Annotated in this window: 23 protein-coding genes; 15 read left to right on the top strand and 8 right to left on the bottom strand. The window is 55.5% G+C overall.

Annotated features, from left to right (window positions below; genetic code table 11):
- Window positions 1-31: 31 nt before the first annotated feature.
- Window positions 32-304 (bottom strand): hypothetical protein, encoded by a 273-nt coding sequence (locus tag QMX93_RS05760; RefSeq protein WP_212549357.1) that lies wholly within the window; start codon window positions 302-304, stop codon window positions 32-34.
- A 141-nt stretch (window positions 305-445) separates the two neighbouring features.
- Window positions 446-862: a glycine zipper domain-containing protein gene (locus QMX93_RS05755; RefSeq protein ID WP_282353473.1), complete on the bottom strand. Its 417-nt coding sequence runs from the start codon at window positions 860-862 to the stop codon at window positions 446-448.
- Between the two features lie 639 nt (window positions 863-1,501).
- Here QMX93_RS05755 and QMX93_RS05750 point away from each other — a divergent pair.
- From QMX93_RS05750 to QMX93_RS05740, 3 genes are all read left to right on the top strand, one after another.
- The gene (locus QMX93_RS05750; RefSeq protein WP_282353472.1) at window positions 1,502-2,560 is read left to right on the top strand and encodes a serine protease; all 1,059 of its coding nucleotides are present in this window, start codon (window positions 1,502-1,504) and stop codon (window positions 2,558-2,560) included.
- 410 nt (window positions 2,561-2,970) lie between these two features.
- Window positions 2,971-4,176 carry a PIN domain-containing protein gene (locus QMX93_RS05745; RefSeq protein WP_282353471.1) on the top strand — a complete coding sequence of 402 codons (1,206 nt, stop codon included), beginning with the start codon at window positions 2,971-2,973 and terminating at the stop codon, window positions 4,174-4,176.
- A 388-nt stretch (window positions 4,177-4,564) separates the two neighbouring features.
- Window positions 4,565-5,398, top strand: coding sequence for a nucleotide-binding protein (locus QMX93_RS05740; RefSeq protein WP_282353470.1), 834 nt, complete (start codon window positions 4,565-4,567; stop codon window positions 5,396-5,398).
- Window positions 5,399-5,884: 486 nt separating this feature from the next.
- Here QMX93_RS05740 and QMX93_RS05735 read toward each other — a convergent pair whose 3' ends face one another.
- Window positions 5,885-6,556: a lipopolysaccharide kinase InaA family protein gene (locus QMX93_RS05735; RefSeq protein WP_212546055.1), complete on the bottom strand. Its 672-nt coding sequence runs from the start codon at window positions 6,554-6,556 to the stop codon at window positions 5,885-5,887.
- A gap of 208 nt (window positions 6,557-6,764) precedes the next feature.
- Between QMX93_RS05735 and QMX93_RS05730 the strand changes: the two genes are divergently transcribed.
- Window positions 6,765-7,220, top strand: coding sequence for a GNAT family N-acetyltransferase (locus tag QMX93_RS05730; RefSeq protein ID WP_282353468.1), 456 nt, complete (start codon window positions 6,765-6,767; stop codon window positions 7,218-7,220).
- An 87-nt stretch (window positions 7,221-7,307) separates the two neighbouring features.
- On the opposite strand, the gene QMX93_RS05725 is transcribed toward QMX93_RS05730, so the two are convergent.
- Together QMX93_RS05725 and QMX93_RS05720 are read right to left on the bottom strand one after the other, a co-directional pair.
- Window positions 7,308-7,670 (bottom strand): DUF6124 family protein, encoded by a 363-nt coding sequence (locus QMX93_RS05725; protein WP_282353467.1) that lies wholly within the window; start codon window positions 7,668-7,670, stop codon window positions 7,308-7,310.
- A gap of 394 nt (window positions 7,671-8,064) precedes the next feature.
- Window positions 8,065-8,979 carry a LysR family transcriptional regulator gene (locus QMX93_RS05720; protein ID WP_282353463.1) on the bottom strand — a complete coding sequence of 305 codons (915 nt, stop codon included), beginning with the start codon at window positions 8,977-8,979 and terminating at the stop codon, window positions 8,065-8,067.
- A 225-nt stretch (window positions 8,980-9,204) separates the two neighbouring features.
- Here QMX93_RS05720 and QMX93_RS05715 point away from each other — a divergent pair, with 225 nt between their 5' ends.
- The 4 genes from QMX93_RS05715 (at window position 9,205) to QMX93_RS05700 (ending at window position 12,411) form a co-directional block, all read left to right on the top strand.
- On the top strand, window positions 9,205-10,545 hold the full coding sequence (locus tag QMX93_RS05715) for a nucleobase:cation symporter-2 family protein (protein ID WP_282353460.1): 1,341 nt from the start codon (window positions 9,205-9,207) through the stop codon (window positions 10,543-10,545).
- A gap of 30 nt (window positions 10,546-10,575) precedes the next feature.
- Window positions 10,576-11,085, top strand: coding sequence for a nucleoside deaminase (locus QMX93_RS05710; protein WP_282353458.1), 510 nt, complete (start codon window positions 10,576-10,578; stop codon window positions 11,083-11,085).
- 107 nt (window positions 11,086-11,192) lie between these two features.
- Complete coding sequence (locus QMX93_RS05705) at window positions 11,193-11,900, top strand: class I SAM-dependent methyltransferase (RefSeq protein WP_282353456.1); 708 nt, start codon at window positions 11,193-11,195, stop codon at window positions 11,898-11,900.
- 88 nt (window positions 11,901-11,988) lie between these two features.
- Window positions 11,989-12,411 (top strand): hypothetical protein, encoded by a 423-nt coding sequence (locus tag QMX93_RS05700; RefSeq protein ID WP_282353454.1) that lies wholly within the window; start codon window positions 11,989-11,991, stop codon window positions 12,409-12,411.
- Here QMX93_RS05700 and QMX93_RS05695 read toward each other — a convergent pair.
- The gene (locus QMX93_RS05695) at window positions 12,402-12,602 is read right to left on the bottom strand and encodes a hypothetical protein (RefSeq protein WP_349016337.1); all 201 of its coding nucleotides are present in this window, start codon (window positions 12,600-12,602) and stop codon (window positions 12,402-12,404) included. The two genes, QMX93_RS05700 and QMX93_RS05695, sit on opposite strands and share 10 nt — an antisense overlap.
- Before the next feature lie 290 nt (window positions 12,603-12,892).
- Between QMX93_RS05695 and QMX93_RS05690 the strand changes: the two genes are divergently transcribed.
- Window positions 12,893-13,477: a hypothetical protein gene (locus QMX93_RS05690; protein ID WP_053119638.1), complete on the top strand. Its 585-nt coding sequence runs from the start codon at window positions 12,893-12,895 to the stop codon at window positions 13,475-13,477.
- 78 nt (window positions 13,478-13,555) lie between these two features.
- Here QMX93_RS05690 and QMX93_RS05685 read toward each other — a convergent pair whose 3' ends face one another.
- On the bottom strand, window positions 13,556-14,089 hold the full coding sequence (locus QMX93_RS05685; RefSeq protein WP_282353450.1) for an adenylate kinase: 534 nt from the start codon (window positions 14,087-14,089) through the stop codon (window positions 13,556-13,558).
- Between the two features lie 186 nt (window positions 14,090-14,275).
- Between QMX93_RS05685 and QMX93_RS05680 the strand changes: the two genes are divergently transcribed.
- The 6 genes from QMX93_RS05680 (at window position 14,276) to QMX93_RS05655 (ending at window position 19,244) form a co-directional block, all read left to right on the top strand.
- Window positions 14,276-14,446, top strand: coding sequence for a hypothetical protein (locus QMX93_RS05680; protein WP_282353447.1), 171 nt, complete (start codon window positions 14,276-14,278; stop codon window positions 14,444-14,446).
- 47 nt (window positions 14,447-14,493) lie between these two features.
- Entirely contained in the window at window positions 14,494-14,700 is a 207-nt protein-coding gene (locus QMX93_RS05675) for a hypothetical protein (RefSeq protein ID WP_246542003.1), read from the top strand.
- Between the two features lie 41 nt (window positions 14,701-14,741).
- Complete coding sequence (locus QMX93_RS05670) at window positions 14,742-15,122, top strand: c-type cytochrome (RefSeq protein WP_282353442.1); 381 nt, start codon at window positions 14,742-14,744, stop codon at window positions 15,120-15,122.
- 120 nt (window positions 15,123-15,242) lie between these two features.
- A complete protein-coding gene (locus QMX93_RS05665; RefSeq protein WP_282353440.1) occupies window positions 15,243-16,706 on the top strand; it encodes a DUF1254 domain-containing protein in 1,464 nt (487 codons plus the stop codon).
- 20 nt (window positions 16,707-16,726) lie between these two features.
- A complete protein-coding gene (locus QMX93_RS05660) occupies window positions 16,727-18,217 on the top strand; it encodes a DUF1254 domain-containing protein (protein WP_282353438.1) in 1,491 nt (496 codons plus the stop codon).
- A 130-nt stretch (window positions 18,218-18,347) separates the two neighbouring features.
- Window positions 18,348-19,244, top strand: coding sequence for a LysR family transcriptional regulator (locus QMX93_RS05655; RefSeq protein ID WP_053120439.1), 897 nt, complete (start codon window positions 18,348-18,350; stop codon window positions 19,242-19,244).
- A 3-nt stretch (window positions 19,245-19,247) separates the two neighbouring features.
- Here QMX93_RS05655 and QMX93_RS05650 read toward each other — a convergent pair whose 3' ends face one another.
- A complete protein-coding gene (locus tag QMX93_RS05650; protein WP_282353435.1) occupies window positions 19,248-20,432 on the bottom strand; it encodes an iron-containing alcohol dehydrogenase in 1,185 nt (394 codons plus the stop codon).
- Window positions 20,433-20,437 lie beyond the last annotated feature (5 nt).

The raw sequence follows: 20,437 nt of genomic DNA, 5'->3' as shown, positions 1-20,437 counted from the left end.
TAGGGCGTAGCGCCCTAGCCGATAGCAGAGGTTACTTTTTCTTCTTCGACGGTTTGTCGGCCTTCTCTGATTTCTTGGCCTTTTCAGGCTTGCTATCAGCTTTTTTGGTGGCTTTCTTATCGGCCTTCTTATCGGCTTTTTTCGGTTCGGCGTCTTTTTTCTTGTCTTTCTTATCGGAAGATTTCGAAAGCGCCGAGGCTGCCGCTGATTTCTTTTCCGGTGACGACTTCTTGTCCTTCAAGTCCTTGCTGGCCTTGGAAGCTTCACCTTTGCTTTTCTTCTCGTCTTTAGCCACGTTGATCACCTCTCGGAGCATGCCGGTATTGGCACATTGCCTGTGGGAATACTCACAAGCTGATCATTAGGCGAGTGCGTTCTGAAGCGGTTCAAATTTTATTGACGCGTCGCGACAGGCTGCCAGCAGGAGAAGATCAGGCGCTCAGTTTCAATGTTTGTGACTGTGTTTATTCTTGTGCTTGTGGTCATGACCGGAGTGATGGTCGTTATCGTCAGCCAGGTTATTGCCCACTGCACCGCCGGCTGCGCCGCCCAATCCCGCGCCGATCAGGCCACCTGTTGATCCGCCCAGACTGGCGCCAACGACCTGGCCACCCGCGGCGCCAATACCGCCGCCAATCGCCGCTTCAGTTTTCTTGCCGCTTTTTGCACTGATTGCACCCCCGGTCGCGCCGCCAACCCCTGCACCTATCAACGCGCCAGTGCTTCCCCCGACCGATTGACCGACAACACTTCCAAGCGCACCGCCGAGACCTCCGCCCAGTGCTGTGTTGGTGGTTTCACCGGCGACGGCGTAATGAGAAACAAACAGGCTTAATGCAACAACCGATAATGATTTGCGCATCGAACTCACCTCAAACTTTTCAAATGAGCAGGAAAGTTTGTTGGCCCGACCTGAGCAGGTCAATGCGCATTCGGCCGTGCATTAATCTGAGTCAAGCAATTGCCGGGTAGGGGTACCGTTTATCGCGTAAGCCGTCAGATTCGTAGTGCGAGTTTTCAAGATCGACGGGGTGCGTATTTCGAGTTTCAAGATGATTTTCTGTGGCAAAAGCGGTCGTTGATGAGTGACTGCTTTCGGCCAAAAGCGGACGTTCAGGAACTACTGCTTTCGGCCAGGAGCAGCCGCTCGGATGTGTCTATAAAACTAGGGGCGATTCATGGGTGGCAGCTATCTGTTCTCTGCGGAGGGCAGCTTTCGACCCACAGCTGACGCTCTGCAAACTCCAGGAAGGCCAGTGCGACTCACTTGTCGGCAAGCAGCCATTAGCAGCGTTTATGCTGGTTCGAAAAAATCCTACCTCTCGTATCTACCGGGCGTAGCTCATGTGGCAGGTCACTGCCTGGGCGGCAAGACACAATGCTTCCCCCGCACACACATCCAGTACCATAACATCTGCGAAGTTGTGCCAAGTTGACTTAAGCTGGACAGCGACCTGGCCAACGGATGAAATCTAATGTTGAGATGCAGGAATGCGTTCTAATGACTGAAAAAAATCGCTTCCACGAAACCTATACGCGAGCGGCAGGGGCAGTGGCTTATGTTGTCATCATCGACAAGAAGGGCGATGAAGGCATAGGCTCGGCTTTCCACATCGGCGATGGTGTTTTTGTTACCGCACGGCACGTGGTTGACGGCGTAACAATCAAAGAAATCGCAACCACTAAGTCAGCGCACCTGAGAGAGGGCGCAGAAGACAAAATGGTGCCTCCTCGGCTCCTAAAGATCGTTGACGGCCCGTACTTTGGTCGTGATGACCTTGATCTAGCGGTTTTTAAAGTTGACCTAGGTTCTACACCTTTACCATCAATCACTGTCAGCGATCACACCGACTACTCTCTGAGTGAGTACGACTTAGTCCTTTCAGATGTCCTCATAGTAGGTTATCCCCCGATCCCATTTACAACGGTACCCTGCCAAGTGGTCACTCTCGGTCAGATTAACGCCGTGGTGCGGGTATGGCATTCAACCGCTCTTCACTTCATTACCTCAGCGATGGCGCGTGGTGGGTTCAGTGGGGGGGTGGCACTTGATCAATCTGGATTGGCGTTAGCGCTCGTCACGGATAGCTTGACACAAGGTGATATGCCCGTGGAGACAGGGTATATGAGTTTACTATCGATTGAGCCAGCTGTGGACTTAGCGGCCGAGAAGTTCGGATTTAGTATTCATGGAAGCTATCCTGGCCGCTACAGTGACGCGTTATTCGCCGCCAATTTCTCGAACCCCTCTAGCAGATCGCTCAGCTCCTTCATCTATGATGCAGGCATCTACATCTATGATGACGACCGAGACGTCTACGTAGAAATTAACTGTTCAGATGAGGCAATGCTCTCCGAGGCTGTGTCTACATTCGATGCGGTCACGCCCCTATATCTCCAGGAAACTGAAGATAGTCCGGGTTTTTACATGCCAAAAGAAAATCCCCCAGCGGAGCTTTTGGTAAAAGCCGGCGAGGCAGTCGCCCACCTATTTGAAAGCGCTGGCTACAAGACAATGGCTGTGGAACGTAGCCAGTGGCAACTTAAATCCAAGCAATAGAAACTCAGGGCGAGCGACCGGTCGCTTTCCCAGCCTGACTTCATTGATGTGGGGAGCGCTCGATGTCGGGGAGCGCATGGCCGATGTGCTGGCTGAACGGCTGCTATTGGCCGATAGCTGCCGCTCACGAACGGCGGCTTTCGGCCAAAAGCGGACGTTCCGGTCTCGACCGTATGCCCTTCTGCAAGCTCACGCCGCGTGGATTCTATGTATATATATTGAAGATTGATTACCGCTGGATCACTAGGGACACAACGGCAACATGATCCACCAGCGCTACGGGGAGGTTCGGCGAGGACAACCCGGACGTTGTTGGTATGCTGCAGAGCGCATAAGACCTGTAGTCAGATGGGGGAGCGCTGTGAAATGATCGCAGCTATCGACTGATACTCCAAGCGAAGGGACTGCTTATGCCTGTGATGCATTTGTTCATAGATACAAATATCTTCTTGAATTTCTATACCTACCCCGACGACGACGACGGAGTCATAGATGAATTATTAGAGAATATCGATCCGAACAAGATAGTTTTGCATCTTCCAAAACAGGTAGAAAATGAGTTTGAGCGAAACCGAGAGTCAAAGCTTCATGGTGCTGTTACAGAATTCCAGAGTAGCAAGTTCCCTAATGCGGTTCCAAACCACATGCGAGGAACGGAGGCCGCGCGAAATTATCAGGATGCTATAAAAATTGCAGAGTCGGCAAAGAAGACTTTAATAGCGAACGCTACAGGTTTAGCGCTGCAGAATGACTTACCTGTCGACAAAAAAATAACCGAAATTTTTAATAAGTCACAAAAATACGGCGAGGATGATGCCACCTTTAAACTTGCGATTGAGCGCTCCCAACGAGGTAATCCTCCTGGCAAAGGAGAAAGCGTTGGCGACAGATACAATTGGGAAGTTTTACTTAAGCATGTACCAGCGGGAGATCTACATATCGTCTCCAAGGACGGTGACTATGCTTCACCTCTCGCAAACCTAGACAAAAGAACAGTCAAGGCCAAGCGCTACCTCTCCGAGGAGTGGTCAAAGAAAAAAGAAGATGGATCTCTCCATATCTATACAAATATCAAGTCCGTAATTGCACATTATAAGAAACTAGTACAACAGCCTGAGCTCCCAGAGCCGCCGCCAATGGAACTTGACGCACCGCCGCCTGCAATCCCAATCCCTGTTCCACCACCGCCTCCGCCACCGCCTCCTCCTCCGGTGCATGGAGTGGCAGCGGTCGGTGAACCACAGAGAGCGCCGGACCAATTACAAAGCCCAGAGTACTTAGCTGTTATTAGTCAGAAAAATGAAGCGATTGAATACCTAAAAGATAGTGGCAGCTTCTCTACAACTCATATGGCCATCTCTAAACTTGCCCAATATTTGGGGTATTTTGATGCGTCCGACGCCACTAAGCTTTTCAATGCAGCCTTAGAAAACGCTCAAGTGGGGTGGATAATTTCCGATGACGATGTTTATGACTTTTATGTGAAGCTAGCGAACGAGTTTCTAACAGCTGTTGAGCCTGATCTCGCAAGTCAAATTGTTGATCTGATGGGACTTGTGCCGGCCCCTCCGCCTCCGCCACCACCGCCACCGCCACCGCCACCCTTGCAATCGTAGAAGCGCCGCTTAATTCCTAAAATCCAGCAAGACGTACGGCCTGTCCCACGCTCAACTCAGAGCTGGGCCAGGCTAAGCGGCGCTGCACCTAGGCCGGCGAAATGCTATCCGAGGTGCGTGGTCTGTATCGACCGGATTCGACTTAAAAGGCCTGACAAAAATCTGATTAGCCAGGTCGCTCGGAGCGCCAAGGGTGGAGGTCATGCGTAAACCAGGATCGCACCTAGCGGTATGTATACTTCATGGAGCGCTTACGTTTATTCTTGGCTAGTTCAACGTGTGACCATGCGGATAAAAATCGCTCACTGGACGCCCAAAAGCTGCGCTTTTTTCTGTCGGTTAGCTCAAAGTTTGCGGTCAGCCTAGGTCGAGTTTTTAAGGAAGTCATATGAGAAAGCCAAGAATATTTATAGCTTCAGCGGTTGAGAGCTTGGATGTGGCTGATGCATTCAACGTAAACCTAGATCATCAGGCGGAGGTAACGGTTTGGAAGCATGGTTTTAACCTTTCTCAGAACACTATTGACTCTCTGGTAAAAATGGCGGAATCCGTCGATTTCGCAATTTTCATTTTTACACCAGATGATATTGCAGAAATCAGAGACCAAAAAAAGCATATCGTCCGAGATAATGTGCTTTTTGAACTTGGCCTATTTGTCGGTACTTTAGGTAAAGAACGATGCTTCATCGTTAAACCTAGAGACATCGAGTTGCATTTTCCGACTGATCTTTTGGGTCTTACACCCGCGGATTACAATGGTGAAAGGTCTGATGGAAATTTGGAGGCCGCTGTAAATCACCCATGCGTACTAATCAAGAAGGAAGTTGCAAATTTAAGCTTGCTTTCACAGGATCTAAATATTCAGAAAAAACCGCGCAGAAAGGCTGGATACAATTATAAACTTGGTGACGTGGAACATCGCCTTTTGGCAAAAGTTCTTGAAAGTTACGCTAGCTCACCGAATGGCGTATCTGTATGGAGCACATTCAACGATCTGAAAGGTGTTGAGCAAGGGATACTGAGTTTAGCAGCGATTAAGCTAGAAAGAGTAGGCTTTCTAGATAAGAGTATCGCTATCGATGAAGAATATAATGGCTCTGAATATTATGCGTTCTCAATAACTGCCGACGGGATAGATTATCTTCTTGAAAATGAGGAGCTGCTTCACAAGGCAAATAAAAAAGTAGATACAGTTGATTTCGACACAGATATTCCATTCTGATTTTATTTGCTAGCTTTTAGCTTTCGCGGATTGCTTCTACGGTAACGTAAAAACAATCCGTAGTGAGATGCATGTGAAAAAACGTTCACGCGCTAACCTGCGCGAGCTTAAGCGCGTCCCTCAGCTTAAAGATTATGTAAACAAGAAGAACCACGCTGTAGTTAAGTACTAACTAATGCAAAGACACATTCGGGCCTGAGGTAATAGTGTTGCGATGTCGTGAGATTCTGTCGGAGGTGCTCGATTATGTGACATGCCATGCGAGAAAATTTGGCGTTGAGATGGAGGAATTTTAATCCACTGTCACGACTCACCGGTGATGACCGTTAGCGAACGACCGCTTATGGCCGAAAGCAGCCAGTCGCTGACAGCCAAATTTGGCTGCCAGCTTTTCTTCCTGCCAAAGCGAACCTCGTTCTCAAGGTTGTTGCACCCCCGACGAGAGTTGCAATGGGTTCGCCTGCTGAACGCTACAAACACGCCTGCTTACATGGTTCTGCCGATGGCTTGCTCGTAGTAGGAAAGGAAATGCTGCCACTGCGACTCATCCCAGAAAGAATGCCGTCTGAGTTGAGGAATATCGTGACGCGCTGCGCCCATGGCCGTGGCGCGACCGCGAGATTTTTCCAGGTCGAGCAACGCCAGTTCGAAGTCGAAGTCTGCGTCGGTAATCGATGCCTTGATAAAGATGTGCTTGGAACGCATGCAACCGTGCTGCCATTTGCCTGAGTGCATCCGCGCCAGCATTTGCGCTAAACGTTCAAAAAGTCGCTGATGCTGCTCTGTCGTCAACATGCTTGCAGCGCCTTGGCTATACCAGGTATCCAGATCGATGAAGCCACCGAGGTCTTCGGTAACTAAAACACCTTGCCAAGTGCCTTGGACTTTTCTCGCACCGTAAAACACCGGCCGTGGCGCGTTCACGCCCAGTTCCTCGAGCCTGGAAAGGGCAATACCTTCGCGCAGAGCGGTGGGCCGTCCAGTGGGGTAGCGGAGACTGCGAAACAGGTGACCGGTCTGACGCTTCACGAAGAACGTCCTGTTATCGTGAACGATCAGTTGGACGCCGCTGGTGCCGCTCCGGCGCACATTCGGTGGTTCAACCCACGACCCCGACGTACCCCACCAGAATTCAAACTCATCGCGTGCCCGGCCCATTGTGTGCTCCATTTATTGTAGAAATCTGTTTGCTTGCGACGGTTGCATTATGGTCGCAATAGCACCTCAGTCTATTGGTGGACGTCAATAGTTCCCCGTCATTCGCAGATGTTAGTGCTTGGTTTTGGCTTTTACGCAACTACGTGGCGAATATGGGCAATGGGGGGATACTCACAAGTCTCAAGACATCACGGAAGGAGCTGCTTGAATGGAGTGCCTGATTCGAATCGCAATGAATGCGGACGCTGCCGCCATCAGCCGGATCATCATTGGCACGCTCCGCGAGTCCAATGCTCAGGACTATTCAGCCGAAATCATCAATCAAGTGGAGCTGAGCTTTTCTCCACAAGCGATTCTCTGTTTGATGACGCAGCGTCAGGTGTTCGTTGCCCTACTCGAAAGTCGTATTGTTGCAACGGCCAGTCTTGATCAGGACGTTGTTCGAAGTGTGTTTGTCGACCCGGCTTATCAAGGGAAGGGCATCGGGAGACAGCTGATGAAAAGCATTCAATCAAGCGCCATTGCTGAAGGGCGCAACTTGCTGCGTGTGCCTTCTTCGATTACGGCTGAGGGCTTTTATGCTTCGCTTGGCTTTATAAAAATCCGAGACGCATTTCACGAGTCCGAGCGCACGATCATCATGTCGAAGACGTTGGATGTGTAGCTTGACTGTATGAACTCAAATGAGGATCGGTATCACGGCTGAAAAGCTTTGAAGTGGCGACGGCAAGTCGCCACTGAACGGGGTTACTCAGTCCGTAACTTCAACCCTGTCCAACGCCCGGTTAACCGCCAATTCTCCAAGCATCACCACCTGCGCAATGCCCAGCAACGTCTTGCGAATCGGGCCATCTACCAACCCCGCGACATCGCCCAGCATGACGGAAGCTGAGGCCAGTGATTCGGATGCGTTAACCAGTAATGACTCGGTGTCCGTTTCCGGATTCACCAAAAACATCGTACTCGCCTGATACGGCGCAGCCATGATCGCCGCAGTCGGGTTGAGGTAATGATCGAGCGCACGTTCAGCCGCGTCGTGAAGCTTTCTTGAATCGAGCGATTCGTAAGGTGAGACCGAATCGGTTTGCGGTGGGTTTGGTGTTGGTTTGAACATTGATGAAACTCCACGTGTGTTTAGAGGAGCCATCACTCTCGCTACCAAACGAGGGGTGGCGGCCATACGAAGGTTGGTAGACCGGCCCACATGGAAAAAACCGGCGCGCCCGAAGACGCCCTGCGCATGGCCACCATCAAGCAGATGCGAGAAAGCATCCGCGTAAGGTGACGCAATACGCCATGTGAAGTAGCGGGCTACCAAACCCGATCACTGTGTTCAGTGACCGACCCACGATAGAATCCGCGCTCCAGGCGCACAAGCCGGCGGATTCTGGCGTAGTCGTAGGCAAAGGCGCAAGGTGTTGTAGCCTTTCGGGCGTAACGCTAAGTGTCCTTAAACACAACACGAAAAACGTTAAACACACTCCTACTCAGCCGCACCCACAACCCCGTCAAAGCGTCGTAATCTGCCCATTCCGATCCAGCTCATACACCTTGTTCCCCTGCAATTTCTCCTTCAGCCAACGCTCCGCTTTGCCCAGCGGACGTTGCCGCGCCCACAGCAGATCCACGCCAATCTGCCAGTCCGTATGCGGATACGCCGTGAGCTGCAACTCGACCAATTCGCCCTTGGCCAACTCTCGCTGAATCAGCTGCCGGGGCAGGGTGGCCCAGCCGAGTCCGGCGCGCACCATTTCCAGGAGTGCCAGATAACTTTCCGCTTGCCACAACTGCGTCGAGCGCAGGTATTCGCTGCTCGGCAGTTTGCTCGCGTGGGCGCTGAAGGCGAGGCGGCGGTGGACGTGCAGGTCGTCGAAGGTGACGTTGTCGAGTTGCGCCAGCGGGTGATCCGGGTGGCAGACGTGCAGCATGATCAGTTTGCCCAGTTGCTGGAACGCCAGTTCCTCAGGGTAGCCCGGTTGGGAAAAGGCGACGCCGAGTACGGCTTGGCCGCTGCTGACCAGTTCGCTGACGTCGCCGTGCACCGGGTGGCGGATGATCAGGTCAACGAAGGGGAAGGTCTGCTCGAAGGCTTTGAGTACCGGCATGATCGGGCCGTACGGTGTTTCGATTGCCAGTGTCAGGCTGGGTTCGACGTTGTCCGAGAGGCAGTCGGCGTGGGCTTCGAAGGTCATGCAGCGTTCGAGCACGGCTTCGGCCTGGATCAGCAGTTTGTGGCCGCTGGCGGTGAGGGTGGGGCTGCGGTTGCTGCGGTCGAACAGGTCGACGCCGAGATCGGTTTCGAGGTTGGCAATCGCCGCGCTGATGGTCGATTGCGTCTTGCCCAGCTTGCGCCCGGCGGCGGAGAACGAACCGCTTTTGACCACTTGGACGAACATCAACAGTTGATCGAGTGAGAAGCGCAAGCAGTGAACTCCCGGGTCGAAGAAGAGGGGTGAAACTGCGTCATCAATAACCGATTTCGCCGCGTTCGCGCCATCGAAAAAAGCGATGGTTGCTAATTTGTTTCATCGCTATAAACGTTCAACTATGGCCCCGCGTCAAACGATCTCCGGGGCGGTTCTACCCTTCAAACGCCCCTGAGAATGCCCGCGATCTCAACAGATGCCGCACCTTCAGGAGCGTGTGAAATGACCACACAACGCATTCATCCGGTGGACGAGGTTTTGCCGCTGCGACAGTTGTTCACGTTTGGCTTGCAGCATGTTTTGGTGATGTACGCGGGGGCGGTGGCGGTGCCGCTGATTCTCGGCAGTGCGATGGGGCTGACCTCGGCGCAGGTGGTGTTGCTGATCAACGCCAACCTGCTGACCTCCGGTGTGGCTACGTTGATTCAGACTTTGGGCTTCTGGAAATTCGGCGCGCGACTTCCGCTGATTCAGGGCTGCTCGTTTATTGCGCTGGCGCCGATGATCATGATCGGCAAGGAGTTCGGGCTAAGTCAGATATTCGGTGCGGTGATCGCGGCGGGGTTTATTACCATCGCGCTGGCGCCGGTGTTCAGCCGATTGCTGCGCTTCTTTCCGCCGGTGGTGATTGGCAGTTTGATCACCATTATCGGTATCTCGCTGATGCCAGCGGCGGCGATCTGGTTGGGCGGTGGCAATCCCGATTCAGCGGATTTCGGCAACCCCGCCAATCTGTTGCTGGGCCTGGCCACGGTCAGCGTGACGCTGGTGATCTACGCCAAATTCACGGGGTTCCTCGGCAACCTCAGCGTGCTGATCGGCTTGTTCGTCGGCAGCCTGATCGCGGCGGCGTGCGGCATGACCCACTTCAGTAAGGTGAGCGAAGCGGCGTGGTTTGAGCTGAGTGCGCCGATGGCATTTGGTGCGCCGGAATTCTCGCCGGTGCCGATTCTGATCATGACCCTGGCGATGCTGGTGATTATGGCCGAGACCACCGGCAACTGCCTGGCGATCGGCAAATTGACCGGCAAACCAACCACACAGCAGACCCTCGGCAACGCGTTCCGCGCCGATGGGTTGTCGACCATGCTCGGCGGCTTGTTCAACAGTTTTCCGTACAACGCCTTCACGCAAAACACCGGTTTGATTGCGCTTTCCAACGTGAAGAGCCGCTTCGTCGTCGCGGCGGCCGGGGCAATCATGGTGCTGATGGGCTTGTTCCCGAAGCTCGGCGCGTTGATCGCGGCGGTGCCGACTCCGGTGCTCGGTGGCTGCGCGATCGTGATGTTCGGCATGACCACGGTGGCCGGTATTCAAGAGCTGTCGCGGGTGCAATTCGAGGGCACTCGCAACGGCATCATCGTCGCCGTGTCAGTGAGTGTCGGCGTGCTGCCGATGTCTTTTCCGGCGCTGTTCGAACACGTCGGCCCGACGCTGAAACTGGTGCTCGACAGCGGCATTTTCCTCGGTGCGATCACCGCCATCGTGCTCAATATTCTGCTCAACAATGAAAAAAAATCGACCGAAACCATCGGCGCTGCATCGGCTGAATTGGCCGACTGACTTTTGTTTTCCACTGCCCAGGAGTTACCCATGAATCAATTCACTCAGCTCATTCCAGCAGGCGTCAGCGATCTCGATCTGGCGTTGCTGCGCCAGACCATCGCCTTGTCCGAGGCATCGAAACAGCGTGGCCGCCACCCGTTTGCCGCGTTGGTCGCCGACCGCAACGGCAAAGTGATCGTCGAAGCGGGGAACAACTCGATGCCGCCGGAAGGCGATCCGACTCAGCATGCAGAACTGGTTGCGGCGGCTGCGGCGGCCAAATTGCTGACGCCGCAAGAGCTGGAACTGTGCACGCTGTACACCAGCGCGGAACCTTGCTGCATGTGCGCTGGCGCGGTGTATTGGACGGGCATCGGCCGTGTGGTTTATGCATTGTCGGAGCACGCGTTATTGGGACTGACGGGTGACCATCCGGAGAACCCGACGTTCTCGCTGCCGTGCCGCGAAGTGTTTGCCAAGGGGCAGCGCAAGGTCAGTGTGTTCGGGCCGATGCTGGAGGGAGAGGCGGCCGAGCCACATAAAGGGTTCTGGTCTTAACGTTTGAACACTGCATTCCCGATGGGAATGCAGTGCATGAAATCATTGAATTTCTCTTGTCACCCTGGCCGGCGTAATTTGCTGAAAAAGGACATGGAGACCTGCCAGTGAAATCATCCTCAGCTGAAAAATTCGATAACTCCCGCGCCAGTGAATACGCGAAGCAAAGCCGCATCGCTTTGGCCGGTTATGACGCCTGCCATGATCTGGCGGCGTGCATGCTGGCCGCCAGTCTTGGCCAATCACGCCCGGCGAAAATTCTGGTGGTCGGCGCTGGCGGTACCGCACAGGAAATCATTGCCATGGCGGCACTGGAGCCGGACTGGCATTTCACTGCAGTCGATCCTTCCGAGCCGATGCTGGACGCCGCCGTGCAACAGCTACAGGCCAATGATTTTCTGCACAGAACGGAGGTGCATCTCGGTGAGATCAATGACTTGCCGGCGGATCAAACCTTCGATGCCGCGACTCTCATCGGCGTGCTTCATCACCTCAATGGCGACGAACCCAAACGCGAGATTCTGCAATCCATCCAAGCGCGGCTGAAACCCGGCGCGCCGCTGATTCTGGCGGGTAATCATTACGCCTATGCGAGCCAACCGTTGTTGCTAGAGGCATGGGGCCAGCGCTGGCGGCAGCAGGGCGCGAGTACCGATGAGGTGCAAGCAAAACTCGGAAAAATTCTGCAGGGGGCCGATCCGCCGCATTCCGAGGTAGCGGTTCAGACATTGCTGCATGAGGCAGGATTTGGCGAAGCAACGCGGTTTTTCAGCAGTCTTTTCTGGGGTGCCTGGCTGACGTGTAAGGCGGTTTGAGTGCAGTTTTTGCGTGGCGCAGCGGCTGATCTATAGTCACTGAACCGGCCACCGGACTCGGCCAGGACGACCCGCAGGAGCGCGAGAATTGATCACTCGACTGCAAGCCCTCAAGTTGATGCAACTGGTCATCGCCTTGCCGGCCTATACCGTGCCCACCTGCACGACGATCGCCGCAACACTGTTTTTGGTCTTCGCTGTGCCGTTCAGCTTTGTCACTTCGCTGCCGCCGAGCGCTTTTCTACAGACACTGCCGTGGGTGACGCTGTTGCTGTTTATGCAGTGGGCCTGCTGGAGCATTTTTGCTGACGTGCTGGAAGACATTCCGAGCGTGCGGCATTTGACGTTATTGGTGTTTGGACTGTTGCTGACGCTGTTCTTCGGCGCGTTCGCCTGGTGGCTGTTTGACGATCACATTCTTGGACTGATGTGCGGCTCGCAGGGGATGGCGGCGAGTGTGCTGTTGGTGATCAATCTGCTGCGTAAACGGTTTCAGGCGGGTCAGCCCTGAATCCCTGACATCACGATATTCGCTTCAATCTTCTTGCCCATGCTGATGCGCGGTTCGATCAAATAACCCAACGCTTCATAAAAAGCCGCCACGCTCGCATTGGCGCTGATGATCTGCAGATTGATCTTCATGCAACCGCGCGCCATCAACGCGTTCTCGGCGTTGTTTGAATAGTTGGCAATGACGTCCATGGCGGGGCTCTTGAGTTGAATAAGCTGACGCTAGCGCTCTGTGGTTTGTGTGTCCAGGGGGCTTCAGATTGGATGGATGACAAATTTATCTGCAAAAAGCCGCATACATCATTGATGTCCACCTACGCTAAGACCGTTCAGGCCATTGCGATCGTCGTGCAGCAGCGATCGCAGGCTTGCGATTGCAACCCATTGGTACAGGCGGAACCTGACCTGAGTGGTTTATTTCCTGGAAACCCCGGAAATCAACGATCAAGTCCGTAGAGCCGCTTGAAATCCGGCGCAGTGAGATGACCCCAGACCAGATTTACTCGCATATCCGTATCGTCCTCAGCATCATCCTGGGGCTGGGTATAACGACGTTACTCAAGGGGATCGCTTCGATCATCGAACACCCGCGCCAATTTGGATGGTCGTGGATACACATGAGCTGGGTGGTCTGGGCGCTCATTTCAATCATGACGTTCTGGTGGTGGGAGTTTCGTCTTACGCAGGTGCCGGTGTGGACGTTCGAGTCCTACTTTTTCATTGTTTGCTATTGCGCCCTTTATTTCATGGTGTCGACGATGCTGTTTCCGTCAGACGTGAGAGAGTTCGGCAGCTACGAAAACTACCTGCTCGAGCGACGTGCCTGGTTCTTCGGGCTCATCGCGCTCATCACGGCCATGGATCTCATCGACACCTCCCTCAAGGGCAACGCCCGCTGGCATACGCTCGGAGCGGCGTATACCGCCCACACCGTCATCATGCTCGGCATCGTGTTGATTGGCATCACACAGAAACGGCGTCGAGTACAACTGACACTCGCGCTGTTTACCCTGATCTATCAGGTCGGCTACTTTGTCGTGGAGTACTTCACTCTTTTAGCGGATTGAGTGTTAAGAACAGCCGTAGTTGCTCAATGGGATTCTTCCCTGACCGAGCCGATTGGAGTGATGTTTCTGGCCGAATTGCTAGCGGCGACAATGCCCCAAAACATCCGCCACCATTTCATCCGCACCACGCACCCCATCAACCCGTAAAACCGGAATCGTTTGCCCGCTTAACCACGCCTCATGCCACGCTCGATTACGCCCTGAAAAATTCGGATCTTCATACTGCGAAGCCCATTCTCGGAAAGCCACATGTATCTCATGCATGTCGCCCCCTGGGGCGATCCGGTCGCCAAATCGCTCCCTTTCACGCGCGGCCAGACGCTCAAGGCGAACAGGCGTTGGTGTCACAATGAAGACGATCAAATCAGCGTGGGTGATCAGCGCATCGCCCCAGCCCATACAAGAGCCGGTCAGCACCCAGTTGTCGGCGCCCAGCTCCTGCTGCATCAACGAAACGCGTTCTTCAGGCGGCCGCTTTGTTGTGAATGGCGGGTTGGTGGGCGCCCAGTAAAAATCATCGACATCGACATGTTTTAAATCGAGCGAGGGCGCGAGGTTGGCACCCAAGGTCGACACGCCCGCGCACGAAGCACCTGTAATGTAGATCCGCAATTTTTCCTCCGTGAATACTGTTCGATAGTCCGTCTTATCCAGCCATGCGGCGGCTGACGGCGAGCAGGATATCAGGGTAGCGCGGCTTGAATCCTCGATGAATTTGGAAAGTAGCTAAGCAAGTTAGCTATAGGTTAACGTCCCCGACTCGTCACGATCAGCCCTGAATTCCGGACAGGATTACGCATGAGCGCACCCTCAACGCCAGTCGGAGATCCACGCAGCCTGCAAATTGCCAGCGATGTCGTCGGCCAGCAGTTACAACAAATCGCCATTCTGACGCGCAACGATGTGCGCGGCGCCGGTCGTACGGTGGTTCAGCGCATGGGCATTGAGGCGCTGATCCGGGCGAACTGAGTCGTCACGACGATCATGCCCAAGCGTTCGCGGCCTACGAAAAACTGATGCGCCCCTACGTCAATCAGGCGCAAAACGTGCCCAAGTTCGCGCCCCGACTGGCCTCGCCACATTCGCGGCTTGGCATCGGCCTCGGTCACGCGGTATTAAGGCTGGCCACCGCACCGGGTTTCAAGACGGTATTTGGCAAAATTCTTTCACCGAAAGCAGACGCGATCGAGCTGCCGCGTTATGAAGGTCAACAAGGCGCGTAGCGTCTACTTCGATATAGATTCAATGGATGGTATACGAGCATATGGACATGAAATCAGTCTTCATCGCTGCGCTGAGCGTTTTATCGCTGGCTCAAACATCGCCGTCTCTGGCGGACAACAGCAACGGAAAAAACCTCTTCGTGCAGCGCTGCGCGATGTGTCACGGCGCTGATATCAAAGGTACAGGGCCGCTGGCACATAAAAGCAATCCGCCGACGCCGGATCTGACAACAGCCGCTTTCAAGCAACGGCTGAGCGATTACCCGGGCGTCATTGTGTCGTCGATCATCCTTCGGCCAAACGGTGATTTGATCCCGAGAACGTTGCGCGAGAACGGTGTGAAGGTGCCGCCGCATGCCTGGAGTGTTAAGGATTTTCGCGATTTGAATCAGTACATGAAAAGTGTCATTTCAAAACGTTGAGGGCTGCGGATCAGGGCCTGCTGCGCGCAGCCCAAACATTCAGTGACCACCTCGGCAGACTTGCGTTATCTTCCCTGCGACTCACCTGCAAAGGGTGATTCCCACAAGTAAGGATGCTTTATGACTCAACTGCCGCAACGCCTCAATCTGTTCGCGCTGAGCTTGATGGGTGCGCTGGCCACCACCTGTGTTCTGGCCCCGCAAAGTTTCGCGAGCGAAGGCTCCGTCAGCGGCCCGGTCGCCAACACCAAGGTCACCGAGCCATACGTGCGCATGATGGCCCGTGAGGCGTATTTCTGGGGTTGGCCGATGGCCAATATTTTCAACCGTCGCCAAGCGTTCAAGGATCTCCCTGAACCTGGCTTGATGGGCGGAATTGTTCCGGTGGCGCCGATCAATCGACTGTCGATGCTCAGCGATTACATCGATCCGGCCGAGCGCCTGGTGGCGTGTCCGAATCAGGACGTGGTCTACGGCGCGGGCAGCATCGCGCTGGATCTGGAACCGGTGGTGTTGCAGGTGCCGGATTTCGGCAGCCGTTTCTGGGTGTACCAAGTGGTGGATTTGCGTTCTGACAGCTTTGCCGAGCTCGGCAAAATGTATGACACCAAACCCGGTTTCTACCTGCTGGTGGGCCCTGACTGGAAGGGCGAAGTCCCGGCCGGGATCACCAAGGTCTTCCGCTCGCGCACCAACACCGGATTCGTGATTCCCCGGGTGTTCCAGGACGATAGCGCTGTCGATCGCGCGGCCATTCAGCCATCGTTGTCGGGCGTCGACATGTACCCGCTGTCGCAATTCGACGGTAAGGTCAAACACCGCGATTGGGCAAAACTGCCGAAATTCCCGGCGCAGGCCGCCGGCAGTGGCGAAACCAAATGGGTGATGCCAGAGAAGTTCTTCGACGAGTTGCCCGCGCTGCTCAAGGACGCTAAACCGCTGCCGGGCGAAGAAGCTCGCTACGCACAAATGGCCGCACTGGCCGCCATTGCCAAGGCCGATCCTCAGCTCAAAGCCGCGATGATCGATGAAGCGAAAAAAACCGACAGCGAAGTGATCGACCCGCTGTTGCAGTTCCGTAACTACGGCCTGCAATTGCCGGACCACTGGAGCACCATCAGCAACGGCGCGGCGTTCGGCACCGACTATTTCAGCCGTACAGCGGTCGCGCGCTCGAACATCTTCGTCAACCAACAGAAAGAAACCAAGTACTTCTATCAGGATCTGGACAAGACCGGCACGCGCCTCAACGGGCAGAACGGCTACACCGTGACCTTCGCCAAAGGGCAACTGCCACCGGTCAAAGGCTTCTGGTCGCTGACCCTGTACAACGAACAACACTTCTTCTCGCCGAACGACCTCAAGCGCTATTCCATCGGCACCAAAAACAAATCCCTGCAAGCCAATGCTGACGGCTCGCTAACGATTTACGTGCAGAGCGACTCGCCGGGCAAAGATAAAGAAAGCAACTGGCTGCCGACGCCTGAAGGTGCGGATTTCTCGCTCTACATTCGCGCGTACTGGCCTGAGCCGGCTGCGCTGAACGGCCAATGGGTGCCGCCCGCTGTTGTCAAAGCCAATTGAACGAGACAAGGACGTTTACGATGAACACGTTTGCAAAATCACTGACAGCGCTGAGCCTGGCCGTATCGATCAGCGCCAGCGCCCACGCCGCCAGCCATTACCAGCAATTGGCCGACCTGCCGTTCGCTGGCGGTTACCCGACGCTCGAAGGCGTGGCGCAACTGCAAAACGAATTGCTCTTCCAGCGCGCCGTGCAGTCGTACATCTGGGCTCTCCCGGCGTTGAACATGTACGCCATGAAAGAGGGCTCGGAGAAAGCTTTCGGCGCCGGTTACAACGTGCTGCCGATCTGGAAGGATCGCCTCAACGCCAAGACCCGCGTGACCACGCCCAACTCCGACGTGATCTACGCCATGGGCTATCTGGATCTCAAGCAGGACGGCCCGATGGTGATCGAAGTGCCGCCGGGTTTGCAGGGCATTCTGGATGACTTCTTCCAGCGGCCGATTTGCTCCGAGGGCCAGATTGAGGGTCGCCAGTGGTGTGGCGATGTCGGTCTGCCGGGGCCGGACAAAGGGCAGGGCGCCAAATATCTGGTGCTGCCGCCGGATTTCAAGGGCGAGGTACCGCCGGGCTATCTGACGTATCGCTCGCGAACGTACGGCGTGTTCGTGTTCTGGCGTGGCTTCTTCAAAGATCCGAAACAGCTCGATGCGCCGGTCGCGGTCATGGAGAAAACCCGCATCTATCCGTTGGGTAAACAGGCCGCGGCCAAAGCGATGGTGTTCCCCAACGCCTCGAACACCCCGGTCAACATGCTGTACCCCACCGATGGCAGCGCTTTCGACATGCTGTCGCGGTTTATCGAACACGAATACGTCGACCCGCAGGACATGGAAATGCGTGGCGTGCTCGCCGCACTGGGCATCATCAAGGGCAAGCCGTTCCAGCCCGACAAGGCCAGCCGTGACCTGCTCGACAAAGCGGCGAAAACCGCCAGCAAGATCGGCCATGCGATCTCTTACACGCCGCAGACGATTGTCGCCAACGGCACGTGGTACCCGGATCGCAAGTGGCTGAATGTATTCCCCGGCAACGCGACGTTTACCGCCGACACGTTCAACTACATCGACCCGCGCACCGGCTTCTTCACCAACGCCTATTCCGCCAGCCCGGGCATGGCCGTGAACATGGAAAACGTCGGCGCCAAGTACCCGGCCACGTTCGTCGATGCCAAAGGTGAATTCCTTTCCGGCAGCAACAGCTACACGTTGAACCTGCCCAAAGGTATCCCCGCAGCCTTGTTCTGGTCGGTCACCGCGTACGACTCGATCACCGCGTCCGGCCTGGACAACGGCCAGCCGTTTCCATCGATCAATACTATGGACAAACCGGTCGCCAATGCCGATGATTCGATCGATGTGCATTTCGGCCCGGACTCGCCCGGCGCCGGTAAAAACTGGATCAAAACCCTGCCGGGCGAAGGCTACTTCGTGATTCTGCGCCTGTACGGCCCGACCAAAGCGTTCTTCGACAAAGTGTGGAAGCCAGGGGATTTGCACAAGCAATGATTTGAGAGGTTCTTGAGCGGCATGGGAGCCTCAGCGTCCTCATGCCCTCAATACGCTTGCCGACGGCGCCCGTCGCAATGGAAACTTGATCCCCGCAACGTCGCAAGAAATCGTTGAACAGGACACCCCGGTGATCAGAAACATTACGGACATGGATTTACGCCTGCTGCGGATTTTCGCCATCGTGGTGAAGTGCGGTGGTTTCACCGCTGCGCAAGCTGAGCTGAACATGAGTCAGTCGAACATCAGCACGCATATTTCCAGTCTGGAAAAACGTTTGGGCTACCGGATTTGCGAGCGCGGCAAGGGCGGCTTTCGCTTGACCGAAAAAGGTCAGCGGATTCTCAAGGCGTCAGCGGCGCTGTTTGGTGCGGTGGATGCCTTCCGTGATGAGGCGCAGGATTTATCCGGGCGTCTGGTGGGGGATCTGTATCTGGGGCTGGCGGACAATATCGCGACCCTGCCGACCGCGCGCATCGACGCGGCCATTGCACGGTTTTATCAGCGCGAACACGACATGCACCTGCATATCTTCGTGAACTCGCCGATAGAGCTCGAACGCGCGGTGATCGACGGGCAACTGGACGTCGCCATTTCCTATTTCAGCCGTCCGCTACCGACCTTGAATTACCAACCGCTGTACAGCGAGGAGATCGGTATCTTCTGCGGGCAGGCGCATCCGCTGTTCGCCGTCGAGGCGCCGACGCTGGAACAGCTCAAGGCCAGTGACTGGATTTGCCATGGTTTCTTGCCGGCCGATCAGGTGCTGCCCATTGCGCCGGATCGCGCCTCAGCCACCGCGCACCACATGGAGGCGGTGGCCCACGGCGTGCTCGCCGGGACGCATCTGGGCTATTTGCCTGCGCACTACGCGCGGCCATGGTTACAGAGCGGCAAGATGCGCGCGCTGCACCCGCAGACGCTGCGTTATGACGTGCAGCACAGCATGATCACCCACGTCGGGCACCCGCAAAGCGAGGCTGTGCGTGCCTTTATCGCAGATCTGCTGGCTGAGCACGGTTTGTGAGTTTTATCTCGGCAGCACGCCTTGCACGGCGTTGCGGAAGATTTGCGTGTAGTCGGCGGCACTGAGGACACAGGCGTTGGTGTCGGATGAAGAAACATCGGCCAGCGCCTGTTCGCCGACCCAATCCGCCGCGTCGGTGTCCAGACCTATCTCGCCCAGACTGTGGGCAATGCCCAACTGCTCGCGCAGCTGCAAGACCCAATCGAGAAAACCGTCGAAATCAGGCTGCGGCAACTCCAGATAGCGGGCCAGTCGCGCGATGTCCTGGCTGATTGCCTGACGGTTGGCGACCAACACGTAGGGCAGCAGGATCGCATTCAGCAACCCGTGGTGTTTGTGATAACGCGCGCCCAGCGGATGGGCGAGGGCATGCACGCCGCCCAAACCTTTCTGAAATGCCACCGCGGCCATGGCCGAAGCGATCAACATGCCTTCGCGGGCAACCATGTTCTGGCCATCGCGATGTGCGTTGCACAAGTGCTGCTGAATCAAACGAATACCTTCCACCGCGACACCGGAGGACATCGGGTGATACAGCGGCGAGCAGAAAGCTTCGATGTGATGGGTCAACGCGTCCATGCCGGTGGCGGCGGTCAGTGCGGCGGGCAGGCCACGGGTCAGCACCGGGTCGAGGATCACGCAGGCCGGCAGTAATTCCGGGTGGCTGACCACACGCTTGATGTTTTCTTCGCTGAGGGTCAACACCGCTTCGCGACCAAGCTCCGAACCCGTGCCCGCCGTGGTGGGCAGCGCGATCAGACGTGGCAGATCGAGGTGCGGAAAGTCCGCCAATGTTGGATAGCTGGCTATGACATTCGACCATTGATATTGCTCGAGGCCTTGATCATCGACGGATGCCAGGCTGATGCCCTTGGCGGCGTCCATCGCGCTGCCGCCGCCCAGAGCAATCAGCGAATCATGCCGGCCAGCCTTGAAAGCGGCCACGCCTCGGGCGACGTCATTCAGGTTCGGGTTGCTGTCGATGTCGCTGAACACCGCGAAGGCAATATCGGCGTGCTGCAAATGCGCTTTGATCAGCGCCATAGGTTCCAGCGCGAGCATCCCCGGATCGGTGACCAGCAGCGGATTGCGCATTCCCAACAGTTTGCAGCGTTCGGCCAACACATCCAGCGCGCCGGGCCCGCAGAAAATTTCGGTGGGGTAATTCCAGTAATGAAGAGAAGACATCTGAA

Origin of the sequence: Pseudomonas sp. PS01303 (assembly GCF_029959385.1) — a bacterium.
Classification (GTDB): Bacteria; Pseudomonadota; Gammaproteobacteria; order Pseudomonadales; family Pseudomonadaceae; genus Aquipseudomonas; species Aquipseudomonas rustica.
Note: the sequence above shows the minus strand (reverse complement) of the source record. Positions and strands in the feature narration are given on the sequence as shown.

Coding starts and splice junctions, on each gene's coding strand:
- QMX93_RS05755 (WP_282353473.1), bottom strand. CDS start 862: ATGCGCAAATCATTATCGGTTGTTGCATTAAGCCTGTTTGTTTCTCAT.
- QMX93_RS05750 (WP_282353472.1), top strand. CDS start 1,502: ATGACTGAAAAAAATCGCTTCCACGAAACCTATACGCGAGCGGCAGGG.
- QMX93_RS05745 (WP_282353471.1), top strand. CDS start 2,971: ATGCCTGTGATGCATTTGTTCATAGATACAAATATCTTCTTGAATTTC.
- QMX93_RS05740 (WP_282353470.1), top strand. CDS start 4,565: ATGAGAAAGCCAAGAATATTTATAGCTTCAGCGGTTGAGAGCTTGGAT.
- QMX93_RS05735 (WP_212546055.1), bottom strand. CDS start 6,556: ATGGGCCGGGCACGCGATGAGTTTGAATTCTGGTGGGGTACGTCGGGG.
- QMX93_RS05730 (WP_282353468.1), top strand. CDS start 6,765: ATGGAGTGCCTGATTCGAATCGCAATGAATGCGGACGCTGCCGCCATC.
- QMX93_RS05725 (WP_282353467.1), bottom strand. CDS start 7,670: ATGTTCAAACCAACACCAAACCCACCGCAAACCGATTCGGTCTCACCT.
- QMX93_RS05715 (WP_282353460.1), top strand. CDS start 9,205: ATGACCACACAACGCATTCATCCGGTGGACGAGGTTTTGCCGCTGCGA.
- QMX93_RS05710 (WP_282353458.1), top strand. CDS start 10,576: ATGAATCAATTCACTCAGCTCATTCCAGCAGGCGTCAGCGATCTCGAT.
- QMX93_RS05695 (WP_349016337.1), bottom strand. CDS start 12,602: ATGGACGTCATTGCCAACTATTCAAACAACGCCGAGAACGCGTTGATG.
- QMX93_RS05690 (WP_053119638.1), top strand. CDS start 12,893: ATGACCCCAGACCAGATTTACTCGCATATCCGTATCGTCCTCAGCATC.
- QMX93_RS05680 (WP_282353447.1), top strand. CDS start 14,276: ATGAGCGCACCCTCAACGCCAGTCGGAGATCCACGCAGCCTGCAAATT.
- QMX93_RS05675 (WP_246542003.1), top strand. CDS start 14,494: ATGCGCCCCTACGTCAATCAGGCGCAAAACGTGCCCAAGTTCGCGCCC.
- QMX93_RS05670 (WP_282353442.1), top strand. CDS start 14,742: ATGGACATGAAATCAGTCTTCATCGCTGCGCTGAGCGTTTTATCGCTG.
- QMX93_RS05665 (WP_282353440.1), top strand. CDS start 15,243: ATGACTCAACTGCCGCAACGCCTCAATCTGTTCGCGCTGAGCTTGATG.
- QMX93_RS05660 (WP_282353438.1), top strand. CDS start 16,727: ATGAACACGTTTGCAAAATCACTGACAGCGCTGAGCCTGGCCGTATCG.
- QMX93_RS05650 (WP_282353435.1), bottom strand. CDS start 20,432: ATGTCTTCTCTTCATTACTGGAATTACCCCACCGAAATTTTCTGCGGG.